The sequence below is a fragment of the Stenotrophomonas sp. YJH_SMC_29 genome (assembly GCF_059371235.1).
This window is the reverse complement of the sequence record NZ_JCAFUK010000004.1, coordinates 248,215-265,691: the sequence shown is the minus strand read 5'-3', so window position 1 is coordinate 265,691 and position 17,477 is coordinate 248,215. Positions and strand designations below refer to the sequence as shown.

The 17,477-nt window shown below is 68.5% G+C and carries 9 protein-coding genes and 3 tRNA genes; 6 read left to right on the top strand and 6 right to left on the bottom strand.

The features are described 5' to 3' along the window. The 6 genes from AC5P9I_RS07140 to AC5P9I_RS07115 all read right to left on the bottom strand — a co-directional run. On the bottom strand, nt 1-237 hold a 237-nt coding region (locus AC5P9I_RS07140; RefSeq protein WP_495217355.1), incomplete at its 3' end, for a GTP-binding protein. A 41-nt stretch (nt 238-278) separates the two neighbouring features. Beyond that, nucleotides 279-354: transfer RNA gene (locus AC5P9I_RS07135), tRNA-Thr, on the bottom strand. A gap of 49 nt (nt 355-403) precedes the next feature. Then, nucleotides 404-477, bottom strand: a tRNA-Gly gene (locus AC5P9I_RS07130). A gap of 24 nt (nt 478-501) precedes the next feature. Continuing rightward, nucleotides 502-587: transfer RNA gene (locus AC5P9I_RS07125), tRNA-Tyr, on the bottom strand. A 137-nt stretch (nt 588-724) separates the two neighbouring features. After that, complete coding sequence (locus AC5P9I_RS07120; RefSeq protein ID WP_049464674.1) at nt 725-1,741, bottom strand: isoaspartyl peptidase/L-asparaginase family protein; 1,017 nt, start codon at nt 1,739-1,741, stop codon at nt 725-727. A 105-nt stretch (nt 1,742-1,846) separates the two neighbouring features. Next, nucleotides 1,847-2,866 carry a cyanophycinase gene (locus tag AC5P9I_RS07115; RefSeq protein WP_049464676.1) on the bottom strand — a complete coding sequence of 340 codons (1,020 nt, stop codon included), beginning with the start codon at nt 2,864-2,866 and terminating at the stop codon, nt 1,847-1,849. Nucleotides 2,867-3,036: 170 nt separating this feature from the next. On the opposite strand from AC5P9I_RS07115, the gene AC5P9I_RS07110 reads away from it, so the two are divergent. The 6 genes from AC5P9I_RS07110 to AC5P9I_RS07085 all read left to right on the top strand — a co-directional run bounded on the left by AC5P9I_RS07110 (nt 3,037) and on the right by AC5P9I_RS07085 (nt 17,452). Further along, nucleotides 3,037-5,775, top strand: a complete 2,739-nt coding sequence (locus AC5P9I_RS07110; RefSeq protein WP_049464673.1) for a TonB-dependent receptor plug domain-containing protein — start codon at nt 3,037-3,039, stop codon at nt 5,773-5,775. Nucleotides 5,776-5,938: 163 nt separating this feature from the next. Beyond that, nucleotides 5,939-8,710: a response regulator gene (locus tag AC5P9I_RS07105; protein ID WP_049464670.1), complete on the top strand. Its 2,772-nt coding sequence runs from the start codon at nt 5,939-5,941 to the stop codon at nt 8,708-8,710. Further along, nucleotides 8,707-9,900 (top strand): EAL domain-containing response regulator, encoded by a 1,194-nt coding sequence (locus AC5P9I_RS07100; RefSeq protein ID WP_049464669.1) that lies wholly within the window; start codon nt 8,707-8,709, stop codon nt 9,898-9,900. The genes AC5P9I_RS07105 and AC5P9I_RS07100 overlap by 4 nt, the downstream gene beginning before the upstream one ends. A gap of 152 nt (nt 9,901-10,052) precedes the next feature. Then, nucleotides 10,053-13,283 carry a hybrid sensor histidine kinase/response regulator gene (locus AC5P9I_RS07095; RefSeq protein ID WP_049464667.1) on the top strand — a complete coding sequence of 1,077 codons (3,231 nt, stop codon included), beginning with the start codon at nt 10,053-10,055 and terminating at the stop codon, nt 13,281-13,283. Further along, nucleotides 13,280-13,921 (top strand): response regulator, encoded by a 642-nt coding sequence (locus tag AC5P9I_RS07090; RefSeq protein ID WP_049464665.1) that lies wholly within the window; start codon nt 13,280-13,282, stop codon nt 13,919-13,921. Before AC5P9I_RS07095 ends, AC5P9I_RS07090 begins: the two co-directional genes overlap by 4 nt. A 261-nt stretch (nt 13,922-14,182) precedes the next feature. Beyond that, nucleotides 14,183-17,452 (top strand): autotransporter family protein, encoded by a 3,270-nt coding sequence (locus tag AC5P9I_RS07085; RefSeq protein ID WP_049464663.1) that lies wholly within the window; start codon nt 14,183-14,185, stop codon nt 17,450-17,452. Nucleotides 17,453-17,477 lie beyond the last annotated feature (25 nt).

Here is a 17,477-nt window from a genome sequence, read left to right as displayed (position 1 = left end):
GTGGGCGTAGTGACGGATCGGGGATTCGTATTCGACGTGCGCGGTCGAGATCGTGATACCACGAGCCTTTTCTTCCGGCGCGGCGTCGATCGAGGAGTAATCCTTGAACTCGCCACCGAAGCGCTCGGCACCGATCTTGGTGAGTGCGGCGGTCAGCGTGGTCTTGCCGTGGTCGACGTGACCGATGGTGCCGACGTTGACGTGCGGCTTGGTGCGCTCGAACTTACCCTTGGCCATGGCTGCTTATCTCGAATTCGTCTGAGAGGTGATGCTTAAGATGGTGCTCACGAAAGGAATCGAACCTTCGACCTCTTCCTTACCAAGGAAGTGCTCTACCGACTGAGCTACGTGAGCCGAGTTTTGCATTATGACATGAACTCGATACTATTCAAAGTTCATTCAATGGAGCGGGAGACGGGAATCGAACCCGCACCATCAGCTTGGAAGGCTGAGGTTCTACCATTGAACTACTCCCGCGCCGGGAATGTCACAACGTGAAACTGGTGGAGGGAGGTGGATTCGAACCACCGAAGGCGTAAGCCAGCAGATTTACAGTCTGCCCCCGTTGGCCGCTTGGGTATCCCTCCTTACCACCCCGTCCCGTTGCCGCCGAAGCGTTGCGGTGTGTGGTGGTGAGCCGCTTATTCTGCTGATGGGACGAGGGGCTGTCAACGCTTTTTTCCATCTTTTTCACACGTCGTCGCAAACCCATTGATACGCAAGGTTATTGCCCGGGAGCCGGCAGTGCTTCGCTGGCGAAAATTGCGACATGGGGAACGCCGTCGGCGCCGATCCAGCCCCGATACATGCCCTGGGTGTTGAACGGCGCGGCCATTTTTCCATCGGCGCCGAGCACGATCGCGCCGCCGTCGCCGCCCATCTGCGGAATCGCCTGGTTGATGACGCCCTTGCCGGCCTGCTCCGGCGTCTGCCCCTGGTAGCGCATGCGCGCGCAGATCTCGTGCGCGGCCGCGGTGCGGATGTAGTACTCGCCCCAGCCGGTGCCCGACACCGCACAGCGCGCGTCGGCCCAGGTACCGGCGCCGATGATCGGCGAGTCACCCACGCGACCGTAGCGCTTGTTGGTCATGCCGCCGGTGGACGTGCCGGCGGCCAGGTGCCCCTGCGCGTCCAGCGCGACCGCGCCCACGGTGCCGAAGTGCCTTGCGGTCTCCAGGTCGGCATGGGCCTGGCCGCTGGCCTCTTCCTTCAGTGCACGCTGCAGCTGCTGCCAGCGCTTCTCCGTGCGGAAGTAGGAGGGATCCACCAGGGCAATGCCCTGCTCGGCCGCGAAGGTTTCGGCGCCCTGCCCGACCATCATCACGTGCCTGGACTTCTGCATCACGGTCTGTGCCAGCAGGATCGGGTTGCGCACCCGCTGCACGCCGGCCACCGCGCCTGCGGCCTGGGTGGCGCCGTCCATCACGGCGGCGTCCAGCTCGTTGTGGCCGTCATGGGTGAACACCGCGCCCTTGCCGGCGTTGAAGGTCGGATCGTCTTCCAGCACCGTGATCGCTGCGGTGACGGCGGCCAGCGCCGGGCGGCCGGCCGCAAGTTCGGCATGACCCTTCAGCAGCGCGGCGCGCAACGCATCGCGCGCGGCCTTCTCTTCGGCCGGCGACAGGTCCCTGCGCTCGACGCCGGCGCCGCCGTGGATGACCAGCAGCGGCGAGACCGCTGGGGCGGCCTGGGCCAGCAACGGCAGGGACAGCAGCGCACACAGGGCCAGACGCAGTTTCATCGGGTACATCTCCAGCAGGACGAGGGAATGGATTGCAGGGTAGCGCCGGCCGCTGGCCGGCAAGGGGCGCATCGGGGAAGGTGAGTTGCCGGCCAGCGGCCGGCCCTACCGAAGCGTGAACTCAATTTCGCCATCGCTGATGTCGGCCACGGCCTGGTAATCGGCCTCGGCCTGGACGTCGTCCAGCCGCATGCGGCTGCCACTGGCGACCACCGTTACCGGCACGGCATGGAAGCGCAGGGGTTCGCCCTCGACCAGGCGATCGGCGCTGCGGCCGGGGCTGACCACCCAGACCCGGCCCTGGCCGTCGGCGCTGTAGACCTGTGCCTGGCCATCGGGCTCCACGCACAGGGCGGTGTCCTCGTCGACGCCGATGCCGACGATGCCGGGGTCGCCGCTCTCCAGCGCGGCACGGGCCACGAACACGATGAGGCGTCCGAGCCGGTCGCGTTTGTCGAAATGGGTGTCGGTGACCACGCGCTGCAGGTAGGGCATCTGCAGGAAGCCGCTGTCGAGGGTCACCGCGCGGCCCATCGGGTCGGCCAGGGCGCCGGCGGAGGTGATGCTGCCGCCGTCCATCGCGCCGTAGGCATAGCCCCCCAGGATGGCGAGCCCGGCGCTGGTACCGGCGATCGGCTTGCCGGCGCGCACATGCGCGTTGAGCGCGCGGTTGAGCGCGGTGCCCTTCCAGAAGCGGATGTAGCGCGACTGGTCGCCGCCGGCAATGAAGATCGCATCGGCTGCAGCCACCACCCGCAGCACCGCCGGATCGTCGGCGCCGCGACGGCTGTCGAAGACCAGGGTCTGCACGGCGGTGGTGCCGCCGATCTGGTGATAGAGACGGTCCTGCAGCTCGTCCTTGCCGGAGGCCCGCAGGATCAGCACGCGGCCATGGCCGGCCTGCTTCAGCCACCACTGGAAGGCCTCGGGCACCCATTCGCCACCGCCCATCAGCATCATCGCCGATACGCGCGGACCGGGTCTCGGCGCATCCAGGTCACCCACTTCGTAGTAGGCGAAGCCCGGTCCCTGCAGGTCCTGGGCAGGGCTCGCGGACGGCCAGGCCAGGACCACCAACAGCAGCCAGAGGAAGGCACCGCGCCGGAGACTGCAGAGGGGTCGCATCTTGATCTCCCTGAACAAAATCGACTTGCAAGCGTTTTCACTCTTTGCCAGATAGACACCCGGTAGTCAAGGACATGAAAAAGGCGTTAAATGCGCGCGCCCATTCCAGAAATATGAATGGGGGACAGGGCCCCTCCTCTGCGGGCCGGCATCATTTTTGAGAATTCCTCATGCGTAGACAGGCGATGGCGTGGTCGATCCAGCTGGCGTTGATGGGCGTGGCTGCTTCCGCAGCGGCCCAGGCACCGGCTTCCTCTTCGGTTCAACAACTGGACGCGGTGCAGGTCACCGGCTCGCGCATTCCGCGCGCCCAGGTGGAAGGCCCGGCCCCGATCACGGTGATCAACGCCGAGCAGATCCGCTCCAGTGGCTTCACCAGCGTGCCGGACGTGCTGCGTGCAATGACCCAGAACGGCGGTGAGACGCAGAGCCCGCAATCCTCCAGTGGCGCCGACTTCTCGCCGGGCGCGCAGCAGGTGGACCTGCGCGGCCTGGGCCCGAACCATACGCTGGTGCTGGTCAATGGGCGCCGCATCGCCGATTTCCCGATGCCGTTCAAGGGCCGCAGCAACTTCACCGATGTCTCCAACATCCCGCTGGGAATGATCGAGCGCATCGAAGTGCTGACCGGCAGCGCGTCGGCCATCTACGGCTCGGACGCGATCGCCGGCGTGGTCAACTTCATCCTGAAGAAAAAGGCCGATGGCACCACCGTCGACATGCGCCTGGGCACCACCACCGAAGGCGGCGGTGAGTCGTTCGACATGAGCCTGGCCAGCGGTTTCAGCCGTGGCAATTTCCACGCCGTCTACAGCGTCGAACTGCAGTCGCAGACCCCGCTGTGGGCCTATGAGCGTGACATCCAGGACTCGACCCAGGATGGCCCCACCGAGGGCTCGCGCATCGCGCGCCGTGCGTACCTGCGCACCGACTACAACGATGACTACCTGGACCCGGGCGCGGCCACCTGCGAAGCGCTGTCCGGCCAGAACCAGGGCAGCACCTACCGTGCCTATCGCCCGAAGTACGGCTACTACTGTGGCAGCGACAGCTCGATCGGCTATGGCACCATCCTCAGCAAGCGCCGCGGTGCCAACGGCTACGCGTCGCTGAGCTACGACTTCGACAATGGCCAGCAGTGGTTCGCGGACGTGCAGCTGGGTTACCACACGCTGTCGCTGATGCGCGACGTCACCAAGTGGGGCCGCATGGATGCCAACGGTGACGAGTCGGGGTATTTCAACAACGAAGCCACCGGCGAGATCGAGTTCTGGCAGCGCCAGTTCTCGCCCGAGGAAATGGGTGGCCTGCGCAATGCCATGGTGCGCAGCACGCAGAAGACCTTCAGCGTGACCACCGGCTTCAAGGGCAACCTGGCCGGCAACTGGGATTACGAAGCGGCATTGAGCCATTCGCAGTACCAGTCGCGGATCAGCTGGGCACAGATCATTGCCGCCAAGGCCAATGACCTGTTCCTCGGCCCGCAGCTGGGCGTGGATGACGACGGTTTCCCGATCTACAACGCCGACCCGTCGCGCCTGTACCGGCCACTGACCCGCGCCGAGTACGACGCGATCGCCGCGCGTACCACCTACACCCCGAAGTCGCGCACGGAGACCGCCGCCTTCACCCTGACCAATTCGGCCCTGTTCGCCCTGCCCGGTGGCGACGCCGGGTTTGCCGCGACCGTGGAAGTGGGTCAGCAGGCGTATTCGCTGAATCCCGATCCGCTGGCCACCCAGTATTACTACTACAGCTGGAAGGATTCGGACGGCAACGGTTCGCGCAACCGCTGGGCGACCGCTGCGGAGCTGCGCATGCCGCTGCGCGAGACGGTCAACCTGAGCGTGGCCGGCCGCTACGACCAGTACCGCTATTCCGGCCACACCATCGGCAAGGCCACCTGGAGCGGCGGCCTGGAATGGCGCCCGATCGACACGCTGCTGGTGCGCGGTTCGTATGGCACCGCGTTCCGTGCGCCTGACCTGCACTATGTATTCGCCGGCCCGGGCAACGACGAGACCAGCGCCGAAGACCTGTACAGCTGCCGCGCCGACGGTGCCAGCGACTGTGCCGACTACGAGCGCAACCTGATCCGCAGCCGCACCGGCAACCGCCAGCTCGACCCGGAAACCAGCACCTCGTGGAGCGCCGGCGTGGTCTGGTCGCCGGCGATCGGCCTGGACCTGTCAGTGGACTGGTTCGACATCGACATGCGCAACCAGGTGCAGGACATGGATGTGCGCACGATCCTGGCCAACGAAGCGAACTGCCGCCTGGGCAGCGCCGACGTCACCTCGCCGACCTGCGTGGACGCGCTGGCCCGCATCACCCGCAGCAACGACGGGCGCCTGTATGGCGTGCGCGTGGAGCCGATCAACGTCGCCCGCGAGTCCACCTCCGGCATCGACGTCGGCCTGCGCTACCGCTTGCAGACAGGGATCGGCGATTTCATCTTCAACGGCACCCACACCTGGGTGAAGAAGCATGACTTCCAGCGCTACCCGGGCGACCGCAGCGAAGACCAGTTCGCAGTCAACAGCGGCTTCGACATCCCGCGCACCAAGACCGGCCTGAGCGTGACCTGGGAGAAGGAGGCATGGTCGGCGACGGTCTACGGCTCGCGCCTGGGCAAGCTGCCGACCTCGGACAGCTACGACCAGGTGTTCGACTGGGACAGCGGTGACAGCCCGTACGTGAAGGCGACCTACCGCTACAACGCCTCGCTGCAGTACCGCGTCGACGACCATTCGCGCCTGTCGCTGTCGGTGGTCAATGTGTTCAACAAGATGCCGCCGAAGGACCGTACCTACACTGCATACCCGTACTACGACGTGTCCTGGTTCGACAGCGTGGGGCGCACGATCAACCTGCAGTACACCCACAAGTTCGGTGGCAGCGCTCTGTAAGCGCCCGGCCAGCGCAGACACAGAAGACCCCCGCTCCGGCGGGGGTTCTTTTTTTCCGCCACCTGAACGGCACCTGCGCGTGTGCTTCAGCCCGGCCCGGCCGCAGGGGATTTTAGGAAACGGCTGATTCCGCGCCTTCCGCGCTGCTTCCTAGCATCGTTGCATGTTCCGCTTTCCCCGCCCTTCGCTGCAGCAGACCGTGCCATCGGCCACCGCGTCGGTGCTGTTGCGCTGCCTGACCGTGTGCGTCTTCCTCTGCCTGGCTGCGGCGGCCGGGTTCTACCTGCTCACGGCGTTCACCGAGGACATCTCGACCCATCGCCGCGAGATGAATGCCGCCGCCTACAAGGCCCAGATCTATTTCGACCAGCGCGAAGCCCTGCTGCGGTACCTGGGCGATTCGGTGCTGGCCGGCCGCCCGGATGCGCCCGCTGCGGACAGCGAAGGCATGCGCCAGGTGGCGCTGGATGGACCCGGCGGCCAGCCGGGCCAGCGACTGCTGTTGTCGGCACGCGCCGAGCACACGCTGCAGGCGCTGCAGACGCACCTGCTGCTGGTCGATGCGCGAGGTGCACATTGGCTGGCCGGCGACGCGGTCGACGTCGACCTGGCGCGCCTGCCATCGCTGCGTGCACTGCAGGCGCGCAACGGCAGCCTGGAGGGCGCGGACCCGGTGTACTGGCTGCGCCCGGGTGAGCGTGGCGTTGCACTGGCAAAGCCGGTGCAGGCCGGTCCGCAGCCGGCGCAGTGGCTGGTACTGCTGCTTGATGCCGATGCAGCGGCGGGGATGATCGATGGCCAGGGCATCGGCGGTTACGCGCTGCTGGACCGTGCTGGACAGCCCGCACTGTCCAGCCAGGCGCCGCGGCTGGACCGCGCGGGCTGGACGACCCTTCAACAGCGCCAGAACGACAGCTTCGGCACGTTGTGGAGCGGCGGACTGCCGCGTGGCGTGGCGCTGGTCAAGGGCGTTGGCACCGATGGCTGGCGGCTGGTCTACCACCTGCCGCCGCCACTGCTGCTGGGCGACCTGGCCGCGCCTCTGCTGGTCTGCCTCCTGTTGCTGCTGCTGGCCGGCGTCGCGCTGTACCTGCTGCAGCATCGCGTGGACCGCCAGTTGATCCAGCCGGCCCTGCAGCAGCACCGCCGGTTGCTGGAGAACCTGGATTTCAGTTCGACGGTGATCGACATGGCACCGGTCGGCATCTGCGTGCTGCGCCGCGACGACCGCGCGCTGCTGCTGTCCAACCAACTGCTGCGCGACTGGCTGGGCGAAGAAGGCGAGCACAGCGACTGGCAGGCTCCGTGGCGCGGGCACGCCGGCGAACGCGGGCGTGGGCTGGAGTTCACCACCCGCGACGGGCGCCAGCTGCAGGTGCTGCACGCGGCCTGCCGCTACCAGGGCGACGACGTGCTGCTGTGCGTCTTCCATGATATTTCCCGGCACCGCCAGGCCCAGGCCGCGTTGTCGTCGGCGCGCCAGGCCGCCGATGCGGCCAACCAGGCCAAGAGCGCGTTCCTGGCCACCATGAGCCATGAGATCCGCACCCCGCTGTACGGCGTGCTGGGCACGCTGGAACTGCTGGGGCATACCGAACTGGATGCCCGGCAGTCGCAGTACCTGCGCACCATCGAGAGCTCTTCATCGGTCCTGCTGCAGTTGATCAGCGACGTGCTGGATGTTTCCAAGATCGAATCAGGACAGCTCAGCCTGGAACCGGCGGCGTTCTCGCCGCGCGAACTGACCGAGAGCGTGCTGCGCAGCTTCGCCGCGTCGGCCACCTGCAAGGGCCTGCAGGTCCTGGTCTGCACCGATCCGGGCCTGCCGACGCGGGTGCTCGGTGATGCCGACCGCATCCGCCAGGTGCTGGCCAACCTGCTCAGCAACGCGATCAAGTTCACCGAGCATGGCCGGGTGGTACTGCGCGTGCGCCAGGTGCAGCGCGAAGGTGATTCGAGCGTGCTGGCCTGGCAGGTCACCGATACCGGCGTCGGCATCCCCGCTGAGGAGCAGGCACGCCTGTTCGAACCGTTCCGGCAGGTGCGCGGTGCGGCCAGCGCGCAGGGCACCGGGCTGGGCCTGTCCATCAGCGACCGCCTGGTGCGCCTGATGAGCGGCGAACTGCAGGTGGTGAGCGAGCCTGGCCTGGGCAGCAGCTTCAGCGTCCGCCTGCCGCTGCCGGTCCTGGCCGCCGCCGAAGACGGCCCCGCGCTGCTGCCGGACCCGCCGATCCTGGTGCGCGGCCGCAACCGCGAGCTGGTCGACAGTGCCTGTGGATGGCTTCGTCGCTGGGGCGCCAACGCACAGCCCCTGCAGGGCGACCCGGCGTTGCTGGACCATGATGGCGCAATCCTGCTCGATGGCGAAGCCGGGATGCCGCTGGCGTGGACAGGACCGCGCGTGGTGGCGTCGATCGAGGGCGGTGACCAGCCGATCGTCGCGGCCGATGGCAGCCTGGTGGTGACCCTGCATGGCATGGCCGCGATCGGCAATGCGCTGGCCAGCGTGCAGCGGCAACGTGCGGCGCAGCCGGAGCCCGCCCGCCTGGCGCCACCGATGCCGCTGGGCCTGCGCGTGCTGGCCGTCGAGGACAATCCGATCAACCGGGTGATCCTGGCCGAGCAGCTGCGCACCCTGGGCTGCGAGGTGGAGCTGGCCCAGGACGGCGTGGAAGCCCTGCAGCGGTGCCGCGATCAGTGCTTCGACCTGGTGGTGACCGACATCAACATGCCGCGCATGGACGGCCACGCGCTGGCCCGCCAGCTGCGCGATGACGGCAGCCTGGTGCCGGTGATCGGCGCCACCGCCAATGCCACCGCCGAGGAACGCGAGCGCTGCCTGGCCAGTGGCATGCAGGGCTACCTGAGCAAACCCATCGACATCGCCCGCCTGCGCAAGGCACTCACCGCCCTGCGCCAAGGAGACCCCGCATGACCCAGCGTGTCCTGATCCTGGAAGACCAGGCCTTCCAGCGTGGCTTCCTGGCCAACCTGTTCGGCAGCCGCGCCGACGTCCAGGTCGATGCCTGCGAAGACGTCGAGGCGGCCATCGCGCTGTGTGCGTGCCAGCCCTACGACCTGGTGGTCAGTGACCTGCTGATGCCCGGGCAGGACGGCATCCAGTTCATCCAGGCCCTGGCGGCCCAGCCGCGTCCGCCGCGCCTTGCGGTGGTCAGTGCGGCGCCGCGGCGGATGATGACCTCGGCACGGCTCATGGCCGAATCGCTGGGGCTGGATGTGATCGGCCTGCTGCCCAAGCCGGTGGCGGCGGCCGACGTGGACGCCCTGTTCGAGGCCCTGGCGCAGGCGCGTCCGGCCGCCGGCGAGGTTCCCGCGCGCGCACCGGCAGCGCCCGAACCGGACGCGTCCCAACTGCGCCAGGCCATGGCCGACGGCAGCCTGACGGCCTGGTTCCAGCCGAAGAAATCGCTGCAGTCCGGACGGGTGGTGGCGGCCGAAGCCCTGGTGCGCTGGCGCCATCCGCAGCTGGGCACGCTGGCCGCTGGCAGCTTCCTGCCGGCGATCTGCCGCCACGGGTTGGAGGGCGAGCTGCTGCGGATGATGCTCAAGGCCAGCATCAGCGCACAGGCACGCTGGCGCAAACAGGGCTTCCGGGTACCGGTATCGATCAACCTGCCGCCTCATCTGCTGGAACAGTCGGACCTGCCCGATGAACTGCTGGCGCTGACCCTGGCCCACGGCGGCAGCCCCGGTGAGTTGTGCTTCGAGCTGATGGAGAACAGCACCACGCGGCACGTCAGTGATTTCTATGCCGGGGCCTGCCGGCTGCGCATGAAAGGCTTCGGCCTGGCCCAGGATGATTTCGGGCAGGGCCTGAGCTCGGTCCACAATCTGGTCAATACCCCCTTCACCGAGGTCAAGATCGACCGCGCGCTGGTCAGCGGCTGCGCCCGTGATCCTGCCCTGCACCTGACCCTGTCGACGGTGATCGCACTGGCCAACCAACTGGGCCTGACCATCGTGGCCGAAGGCGTGGAAAGTGATGCGGACCTGGCCGCACTGCGCCAGCTCGGATGCAGCCAGGTGCAGGGCTTCCTGATCTCGCAGGCGCTGCCGTCGGACGAGTTCACCCGCCTGCTGGACGAGGAAGCGCCCTGTGGATGACCGCCTGCGGGCCGCGCTGCGCTGACGCCGGCTCCGCGGCGGCTTCACGAAACCATCAAGCGGCATTGATGATCCTGTCTGCGCTGCGGCGGGGGGACCTGTGCCGCTGCTGCTACCGGTGCCGCTGTGCGCCCCCTGCTCCGAGACCTGCCATGCCGGCCGAGGCCGCTCCCGTCCGCCGACTCGCCCGCCGCTCGCTGCGCGTCCATGCCGTGCTGATCGGCGTGGTGGCACTGGCGACCCTGCAGGCCGGACTGCTGCTGTCGGCCGGTTCGCAGCTGCTGAACGAAGAGCGCAGCAAGATCGAGTTCCACTTCCGCCGCCTGGACGGCACGCTGCGCGAGCAGGAGCGCTTCCTGCGCCAATGGCGGCTGCATGACGTCGGCATGCAGGGGCCACCGCTTGCCGATGCCAGCGGCGAACTGCAACACGGCCCGCTGTTCGCGCACTTTGCGATGGTCGGAAGCGAGGGCGCCAGCCCTTCGCCGCCGTCCGAACTGGGCAACCGTTTCCTGCGCTTCTATGGCACGTTCTGGTCGGCCTCGCGCTACCCACCGCCGCAATGCCTGCTGGTCAACGACCAGGGCACGCGCGGGTTGCTGGCACCGGTGCAGATCGGCCGTCATGACGCCGGCCAGAACAGCCCGCATCACCTGCGCCCGGCGATCGCCGACATCCACCGGGCGCTGGCCACGCGGCCCGCGCTGCGGCGTGGCGGCATCGCCTGGGTGAGCGTGCCGTGGCGCGACCGCCAGACTCGCCTGCTGGCCATCGCGCACGCCCCACAGGATGCGCGGCTGTGGGGGGAGGATGGCCGGGATTCACAGGCCGCGCTGGCGTGCCTGCTGGATCCGGCGCGTGTTGATGACTACCGCCAGGTGCTGGGTGTCCCGGTGTTCCAGCGGCTGTCGCTGTTCGATCCTGAGGGCCAGCGCCTGCTGGGCGATGCCGCAGACGCCAGCGACACCGGCACCGCCACGCGGGCCGGCCTGGACGGCCTGCAGTTCCGCATGCGCAGCGAGCGCGGCTGGCAGGCGGTCTACCACGTCAGCTGGCGCCAGGTATTCCAGCACCCGCAAGGGCCGTTGCTCGGCGCGACGGTGGCGGCCCTGCTGCTGGCGCTGGGTGGCACGCTGCTGCTGCGCGCGTACCGGCGTTCGGTCATCGAGCCGCTGCGCAGCCACCACGCGCGCCTGCTGGAAAGCGAGGCCTTCAGCCGCACCATCCTGGACAACGCACCGATCGGGCTGTGCCTGCTGCGGCGCGACGATGGCACGGTACTGCTGGACAACGCCCTCGCCCGCCGCTGGCTGGGCGAGGACCATAACGCAGGCGGCTGGCATGGCCCCTGGCGGCAAAGCGTGCTGGCCGCTGGCGGCACTACCCTCGGCGACGGACTGGCCTACACCACGCCTGAGGACCGCCACCTGCTGGTGACGGCGACACCGGCGCGCTATCGCGGCGAGCCGGCGGTGTTGTGCCTGTTCATCGATCTCAGCAGCCAGCACGAGGCCGAACAGGTACTGCAGCAGGCGCGCCGCGCTGCCGACCAGGCCAACCGCGCCAAGAGCCAGTTCCTGGCCACCATGAGCCACGAGATCCGCACGCCGCTGTACGGCGTGCTCGGTACGCTCGAACTGCTGGGGCTCACGCCGCTGGATGCGCGGCAGCAGGAGTACCTCGCCACGATCCAGCGTTCGTCCTCGACCCTGATGCAGTTGATCAGCGACATCCTCGATGTCAGCAAGGCCGAGGCCGGACAACTGAGCCTGGAGCCCAGCCCGTTCGATCCGGTCCGGCTGACCGAAGATGCACTCGACTCGTACGCCGCCGCGGCCGCCAGCAAGGGGCTGCAGTTCTACGCCTGCATCGATGCCGACGTGCCCTCCAGGGTATGCGGTGACGCCGCACGGATCCGCCAGGTGCTCAACAACCTGATCAGCAACGCGCTGAAGTTCACCGACAGCGGGCGCGTGGTGGTGCGCGTGTCGGCACGCTGGCAGGCACAGCGCTGCTGGCTGCAGTGGCAGGTGGCCGATACCGGCATCGGCATTGCCAGTGAACACCAGGCGCATCTGTTCGAGCCCTTCTTCCAGGCCAACCCGGGCACCGACGCGATGCGCGGCACCGGCCTGGGCCTGGCCATCTGTGCGCACCTTGTGGCGTTGATGGAAGGCCAGCTGCGCGTGGTCAGCGAGAGTGGCCTGGGCAGCAGTTTCAGCGTCGAACTGCCGCTGTCCCCGGCGCCGGCGGATCCGCAGCAATGCCCGGCACCGCAGTTGCCGGCGGGGCTGCAGGTACAGGTGCGCGGCAATGTGCGCGAGCTGGTGCAGTCGCTGTGCGAGCGCCTGCAGCAGCGCGGCGCGCACGCCGTCGCGTACCGGGAAGACAGCGCCACGGGCCTGCCAGCGGCTGCGGTACTGCTTGACCTGGTCCTGGACGGTCCGCTGCCACACTGGGCCGGTGGCGCGCGCGTGGTCGCCTGCCGCGACGGCGGCGTGCGGCCTCGGCAGATCGATGGCTTCTGGCAGGTGGGACTGCATCGGTTCGATGCGATCGTGATGGCGTTGGCCGCCGCCGCAGGCCAGCCCCTGGCGGCCAGTGCCAACGGACGCCTGCCCCTGCCGCGGCGCTTCGGCCTGCAGGTGCTGGTGGCCGAGGACAATCCGATCAACCAGGCCATCCTGCGCGACCAGCTGGAGCAGCTGGGCTGCCGCGCCGTGGTCGCCAGCGATGGCAATGAAGCGCTGGGCTACTGGCAGCAGGGTGCGTTCGCGCTGGTGCTGACCGACCTGAACATGCCCGGCATGGATGGGTACGGCCTGGCCCGTGCCCTGCGCGCGCGCGGTGCCCGCGTACCGATCCACGGCGCCACCGCCAACGCCGACCCGGCCGAGCGACAACGCTGCCAGGAGTCAGGCATGCAGGGCGTACTGGTCAAGCCGATCACGCTGGAAGCCCTGCAGCGCCTGCTGACCCGGATCAGCCAGGGCGACGCAGGCGTCCAGGCGCTGCCGGAGAGCCCGGACTCCGCCGATGCGCGCGATGATGATGATGCGCCACTGCAGGTTCCGGACAGGATGCAGGCGCTGTTCGTGCAGACCATGCAGGGCGACCTGGACAGCCTGCGCCAGGCGATCGCCGCCGCCGACCCCGCACGCGTGGTGCAGGTACTGCATCGCATCCGCGGCGCACTGGTGATCGTCGGCGCGCCAGCCCTGGTGGACCGCGGCCTGCAGATCGAACGTGCCCTGGCGGGCGGCGCTGACCTGGCGACCCAGGCGGCCCCGCTTGCCGGCTTCCAGCGGCGCCTCGAACAACTGCTGCACCCCCTGCTTGACCCCGCATCCCCCTCCCTTCCCGACGACCCGGCCCTGCCATGACCACACGGATCCTCATCGCCGACGACCACCCGATCGTGCTTGCCGGCATCCGCGACGTGCTGGCCGGGGAACTGGACCTGGAGATCGTGGGCGAAGCGGCCGACCCGGCGACGCTGATCGAGCTGATGACCCGGACCCGGCCACAGGCGGTGATCACCGACTACAGCATGCCCGGGGGTGATCACTTCGGGGACGGCATCAAGCTGATCTCGTTCCTGCGCCGCAGCTTTCCGGAGACACGCCTGCTGGTGCTGACGATGGTATCCAACCCGTCGCTGGTGGCGGCGATGTATGCCGCAGGCGCCGGCGGCGTGGTGCTCAAGAGCCATGGACTGGGCAGCCTGGTACAGGCCCTGCGCGTGGTGCTGGCCGACCGGGTCTACCGGCCCCCGGGCCTGCTGCCGGTAGACGCGGGTGAACCGGCCGATGCCGAGGCCGTGCGTGCGCGCCTGTCACCGCGCGAGCTGGAAGTGATCCGCCTGTTCACCGGCGGCATGAGCGTGGGCGAGATCGCACGACAGCTGCAACGCAGTGCCAAGACGGTCAGCACGCAGAAGATCAGCGCGATGCGCAAGCTCGGCGTGGACAGCGACCAGGCGCTGATCGAGTACTGCCTGCAGGCCTCGTTGTTCGCCTGAGACCGACTCCGGGCTGAATCGCGCGGGTGATGTACGCGGGCCACAGTGGCTTTAGGAAACGCCTGATTCCATAGGACGGCGCCGATTTCTAGGCTGGATGCATCCCGCCATGGTGCGCGTGTCAGCAGCACTGCGTCGCCGTGGGGGACGGAAGCCCGATGGCGCCTGCAGCCGCCATCGCATGTGGCTTCCGCAGCGACGCGGCCCTGCCGCGCCAGTTCGCGCAGCCGTGCTGCGCCCTGCCACAGGAAGTCCAACAGCATGTACGCCTCCCCTACACGGCGCCGCCGTGCGTCCGGGCGCGCGCGCCGCGCGCCTGCCCCGCTCCTTCCCACCCTGCTGGCGACCGCCCTGTGGGCGGCACTGCCGGTCCACGCCGCCGATCTGACCGGCCCACTGCAGGTCAGCGACGGCAACACCCTGCAACTCGGTGCGGACGATGTCCTCACCCATGCCGCCGGCAGCTTTGCGCTGACCGTCACCGGTGCGGGCAGCCAGGCAGTGATCGACGGCAGCCGTATCAACGTGACCGGCAGTGGCAGCGCCGTGTCCGCCAGCAATGGGGGACAGGTGCAGCTGCGCAACGCGACGCTGTCGATCGCGCCGGCCACCGGTACGGGCTTCTATGCGCTGTACGCCAATGGCGCTGGCAGTGTGATCGACGCACGCGACGTCGACATCGACGCCACCCGTAACGGCAGCGGATTCGGCAGCGTGCAGGCCTACAACGGTGGCGTGATCCACTATGCCGGGGGCCGTCTTTCAATGACCGGGACCGGTGGCACGCTGGCCGGTGCGTCCGGCAAGGGCAGCGAACTGCACCTGGCCGATCTGCAGATGAGCGCCGACGGCGGTGCCCGCCTGCGCGCCGACAGCGCCGGCCTGCTGACGATCCGCAACAGCCGCATCACCCTAGCCCCCGGTGGCATCCTTGCCGGCGTGGCGGCCGACGGCGTGGGCAGCCGCGCCGAGCTGTACGACACCTACCTGCAGGGCGGCTGGTTCGATATCGACAGCGGCGGCAGCCTGCTGCTGGAGAACGTGGAAGCCCATTCGGTGGGCGGCAGCATGCGACTGCTCGGCAGCACCCTCAGCAAGACCTATTCCAGCGCGGTGATCAACGGCGGCAGCTTCTTCACCGTCGGCGGCTATGGCGTGAACATCAACAGCTGGGGCGAACTGACCGCCCGCGACGCGACCTTCGATGTACGCGAAGGATATTCCGGCTTCTGGCTGGCCAGCGATGCGTCGCGCCTGCAGCTGACCGACAGCAGCGTCGACACCTGGACCGACAGCTACGGCCACGGCGTGGAGATCTACGGCGGCACCGCCACGGTGCAGGACGGCCGGATCACCACGCACGGCGATGCGACCTATGGTGTTCGCGTGACCGGCTCCACCGGCAGCTCCGCCAGCCGCATCGAAGCCACCGGCAACGTGATCGATGTGCGCGGCGACGGCGGCGGCGGCGTGTTCATCGGGGGCTCCACCGCCACCGCGCTGCTCGACAGCGTCGCGATCCGCGGCGACGGCGAGAACGTGTTCGGCATCGTGCACATGAACACCGCACGGCTGACCCAGGCCGATCGCCTGGACATCCGCATGACCGGCAGCAACAGCGGCGGCTATCGTTCGTACCTGACCGCGTTCGGCCCTTACTGGAACCGCGCCACCTTCAACGACAGCCATATCGAGACCGCCAGCGGCGCCGCGTTCTGGCTGCAGGGCAGCAATCATGCGTTGACCGTCAAGGGCAGCGAGGTGACCGCCGGCGATGGCGACGGCCGGCTGCTGCGGGTCAGCGACACGGTGTTCACCGACGGCAGCAGCGTGGCGACCAGCCGCATCGACTTCAACGCCGAAGCCAGCACGCTGCGCGGCGACGTGGTGGTCGACAGCGCAACCGCCGACGTGCACCTGCTGCTGGGCAACGGCACGCTCTTCAGTGGTGCCCTGCGCAGCGATTCCGGCTACCAGGTCGCGCAGCTGTCGCTGGATGGCAGCAGCCAATGGAACGTGCGTGCCAGTTCCAGCGTCGGCGCCCTCGATCACGCCGGCACCATCGCCTTCGATGCGCCGACGGCGGACGGCTTCAAGACCGTCACTGTCAGCGGCGACTACGTGGGCAACGGTGGCCAGTGGATCTTCAACCGCGCACTGGGTGACGACACCTCGCTCGGCGATCAGCTTGTCATCAACGGCAACAGCAGCGGCACTGCCAACGTGAGCGTGCGCAACGCCGGCGGCGCCGGAGCACTGACCCAGGAGGGCATCCGCCTGATCACCGTGGCTGGCCAGTCGGATGCACAGTTCAGCCTGCAGGGCCGCGCGGTTGCCGGTGCCTACGACTACTTCCTGTTCAAGGGCGGCGTGTCGACCCCGGATGACGGCAACTGGTACCTGCGTTCGGAATACGTGCCGCCGGTCGATCCGCCGGAGCCGCCGGTTGATCCGCCGCAGCCACCCGATCCCCCGGTCGATCCGCCGTCGCCGCCGGAACCGCCGATCGATCCGCCACTGCCGCCGGAACCGCCGGTCGATCCGCCGCTGCCACCGGAACCGCCGATCGATCCGCCGCGCCCGCAGGTGGAACGCCCGGAACCGGCGGCCTACCTGGCCAACCGCAACGCCGCGCTGGGCATGTTCCGGCACAGCCTGCACGACCGCGCCGGTGATCCCGCCGCCGAGGCCGGCGCAAGCAGCGATGCCGTGGCCTGGATGCACTTGCGCAGCGCGCAGCCGGACAGCCACGACCGCAACCGCCAGGTGCACGTCGATGGGCAGATCAGCAGTGTGCTGGTCGGCGTCGGACGCCGCTTCGAAGTGGGCGGTACCGGCGAACTGCAGGCAGGTGCGATGCTTGGCCACGGCCGCGCCCGCAATGACAGCCGCTCGCAGCTGACCGGCTACACCGCACGCGGCGTGGTCACCGGCACCAGCGTCGGTGCCTATGCCACCTGGCTGCAGGATGCGCAGATGCGCGGTGGCGCCTATGTGGATGGCTGGCTGCAGTACGGCCGCTTCCGCAACAGCGTGCAGGGCGATGGCTTGCAGAAGGAGCGCTATGACGCGCGCAACTGGAGCGCGTCGGCCGAGGCCGGCTACGTGCTGCCGCTGCGCCAGACCGCGCAGCGTGGCGTCTACCTGCAACCGCAGCTGCAGGTGGTGCACAGCCGCTACGACAGCGACCGGCTGATCGAAGCCAACGGCACGGTGGTCGAAGACCGTGGCGGTGGCGAGACCAGCACGCGCCTCGGCCTGCGTCTTTACAGCCGTGGGTTGAGCCCGGCGCCGGGCCAGGTGCACCCGTACGTGGCGGTGAACTGGTGGTCCGGCGGCAATGGCGCAGGCTTGGCGATGGACGGCGAGCGCCTGCAGCGGCCGTTGCCGCGCGACATCTACGAAGCCAAGGCCGGTGTACAGGTGGATCTGTCCGGTGGCTGGCGCGGCTGGGGTGAATTGAGCCGGCAGAGCGGTGGCATGGGCTTCCGCGATGTCGGTGCCCAGCTGGGCGTGTCGTACACCTGGTGATGCGGGACGTGCCCGGCAAGGGAGT

Excerpts from the sequence above, each read along its gene's own strand:
- AC5P9I_RS07120 (WP_049464674.1), bottom strand. The coding sequence starts at position 1,741 with ATGAAACTGCGTCTGGCCCTGTGTGCGCTGCTGTCCCTGCCGTTGCTG.
- AC5P9I_RS07115 (WP_049464676.1), bottom strand. The coding sequence starts at position 2,866 with ATGCGACCCCTCTGCAGTCTCCGGCGCGGTGCCTTCCTCTGGCTGCTG.
- AC5P9I_RS07110 (WP_049464673.1), top strand. The coding sequence starts at position 3,037 with ATGCGTAGACAGGCGATGGCGTGGTCGATCCAGCTGGCGTTGATGGGC.
- AC5P9I_RS07105 (WP_049464670.1), top strand. The coding sequence starts at position 5,939 with ATGTTCCGCTTTCCCCGCCCTTCGCTGCAGCAGACCGTGCCATCGGCC.
- AC5P9I_RS07100 (WP_049464669.1), top strand. The coding sequence starts at position 8,707 with ATGACCCAGCGTGTCCTGATCCTGGAAGACCAGGCCTTCCAGCGTGGC.
- AC5P9I_RS07095 (WP_049464667.1), top strand. The coding sequence starts at position 10,053 with ATGCCGGCCGAGGCCGCTCCCGTCCGCCGACTCGCCCGCCGCTCGCTG.
- AC5P9I_RS07090 (WP_049464665.1), top strand. The coding sequence starts at position 13,280 with ATGACCACACGGATCCTCATCGCCGACGACCACCCGATCGTGCTTGCC.
- AC5P9I_RS07085 (WP_049464663.1), top strand. The coding sequence starts at position 14,183 with ATGTACGCCTCCCCTACACGGCGCCGCCGTGCGTCCGGGCGCGCGCGC.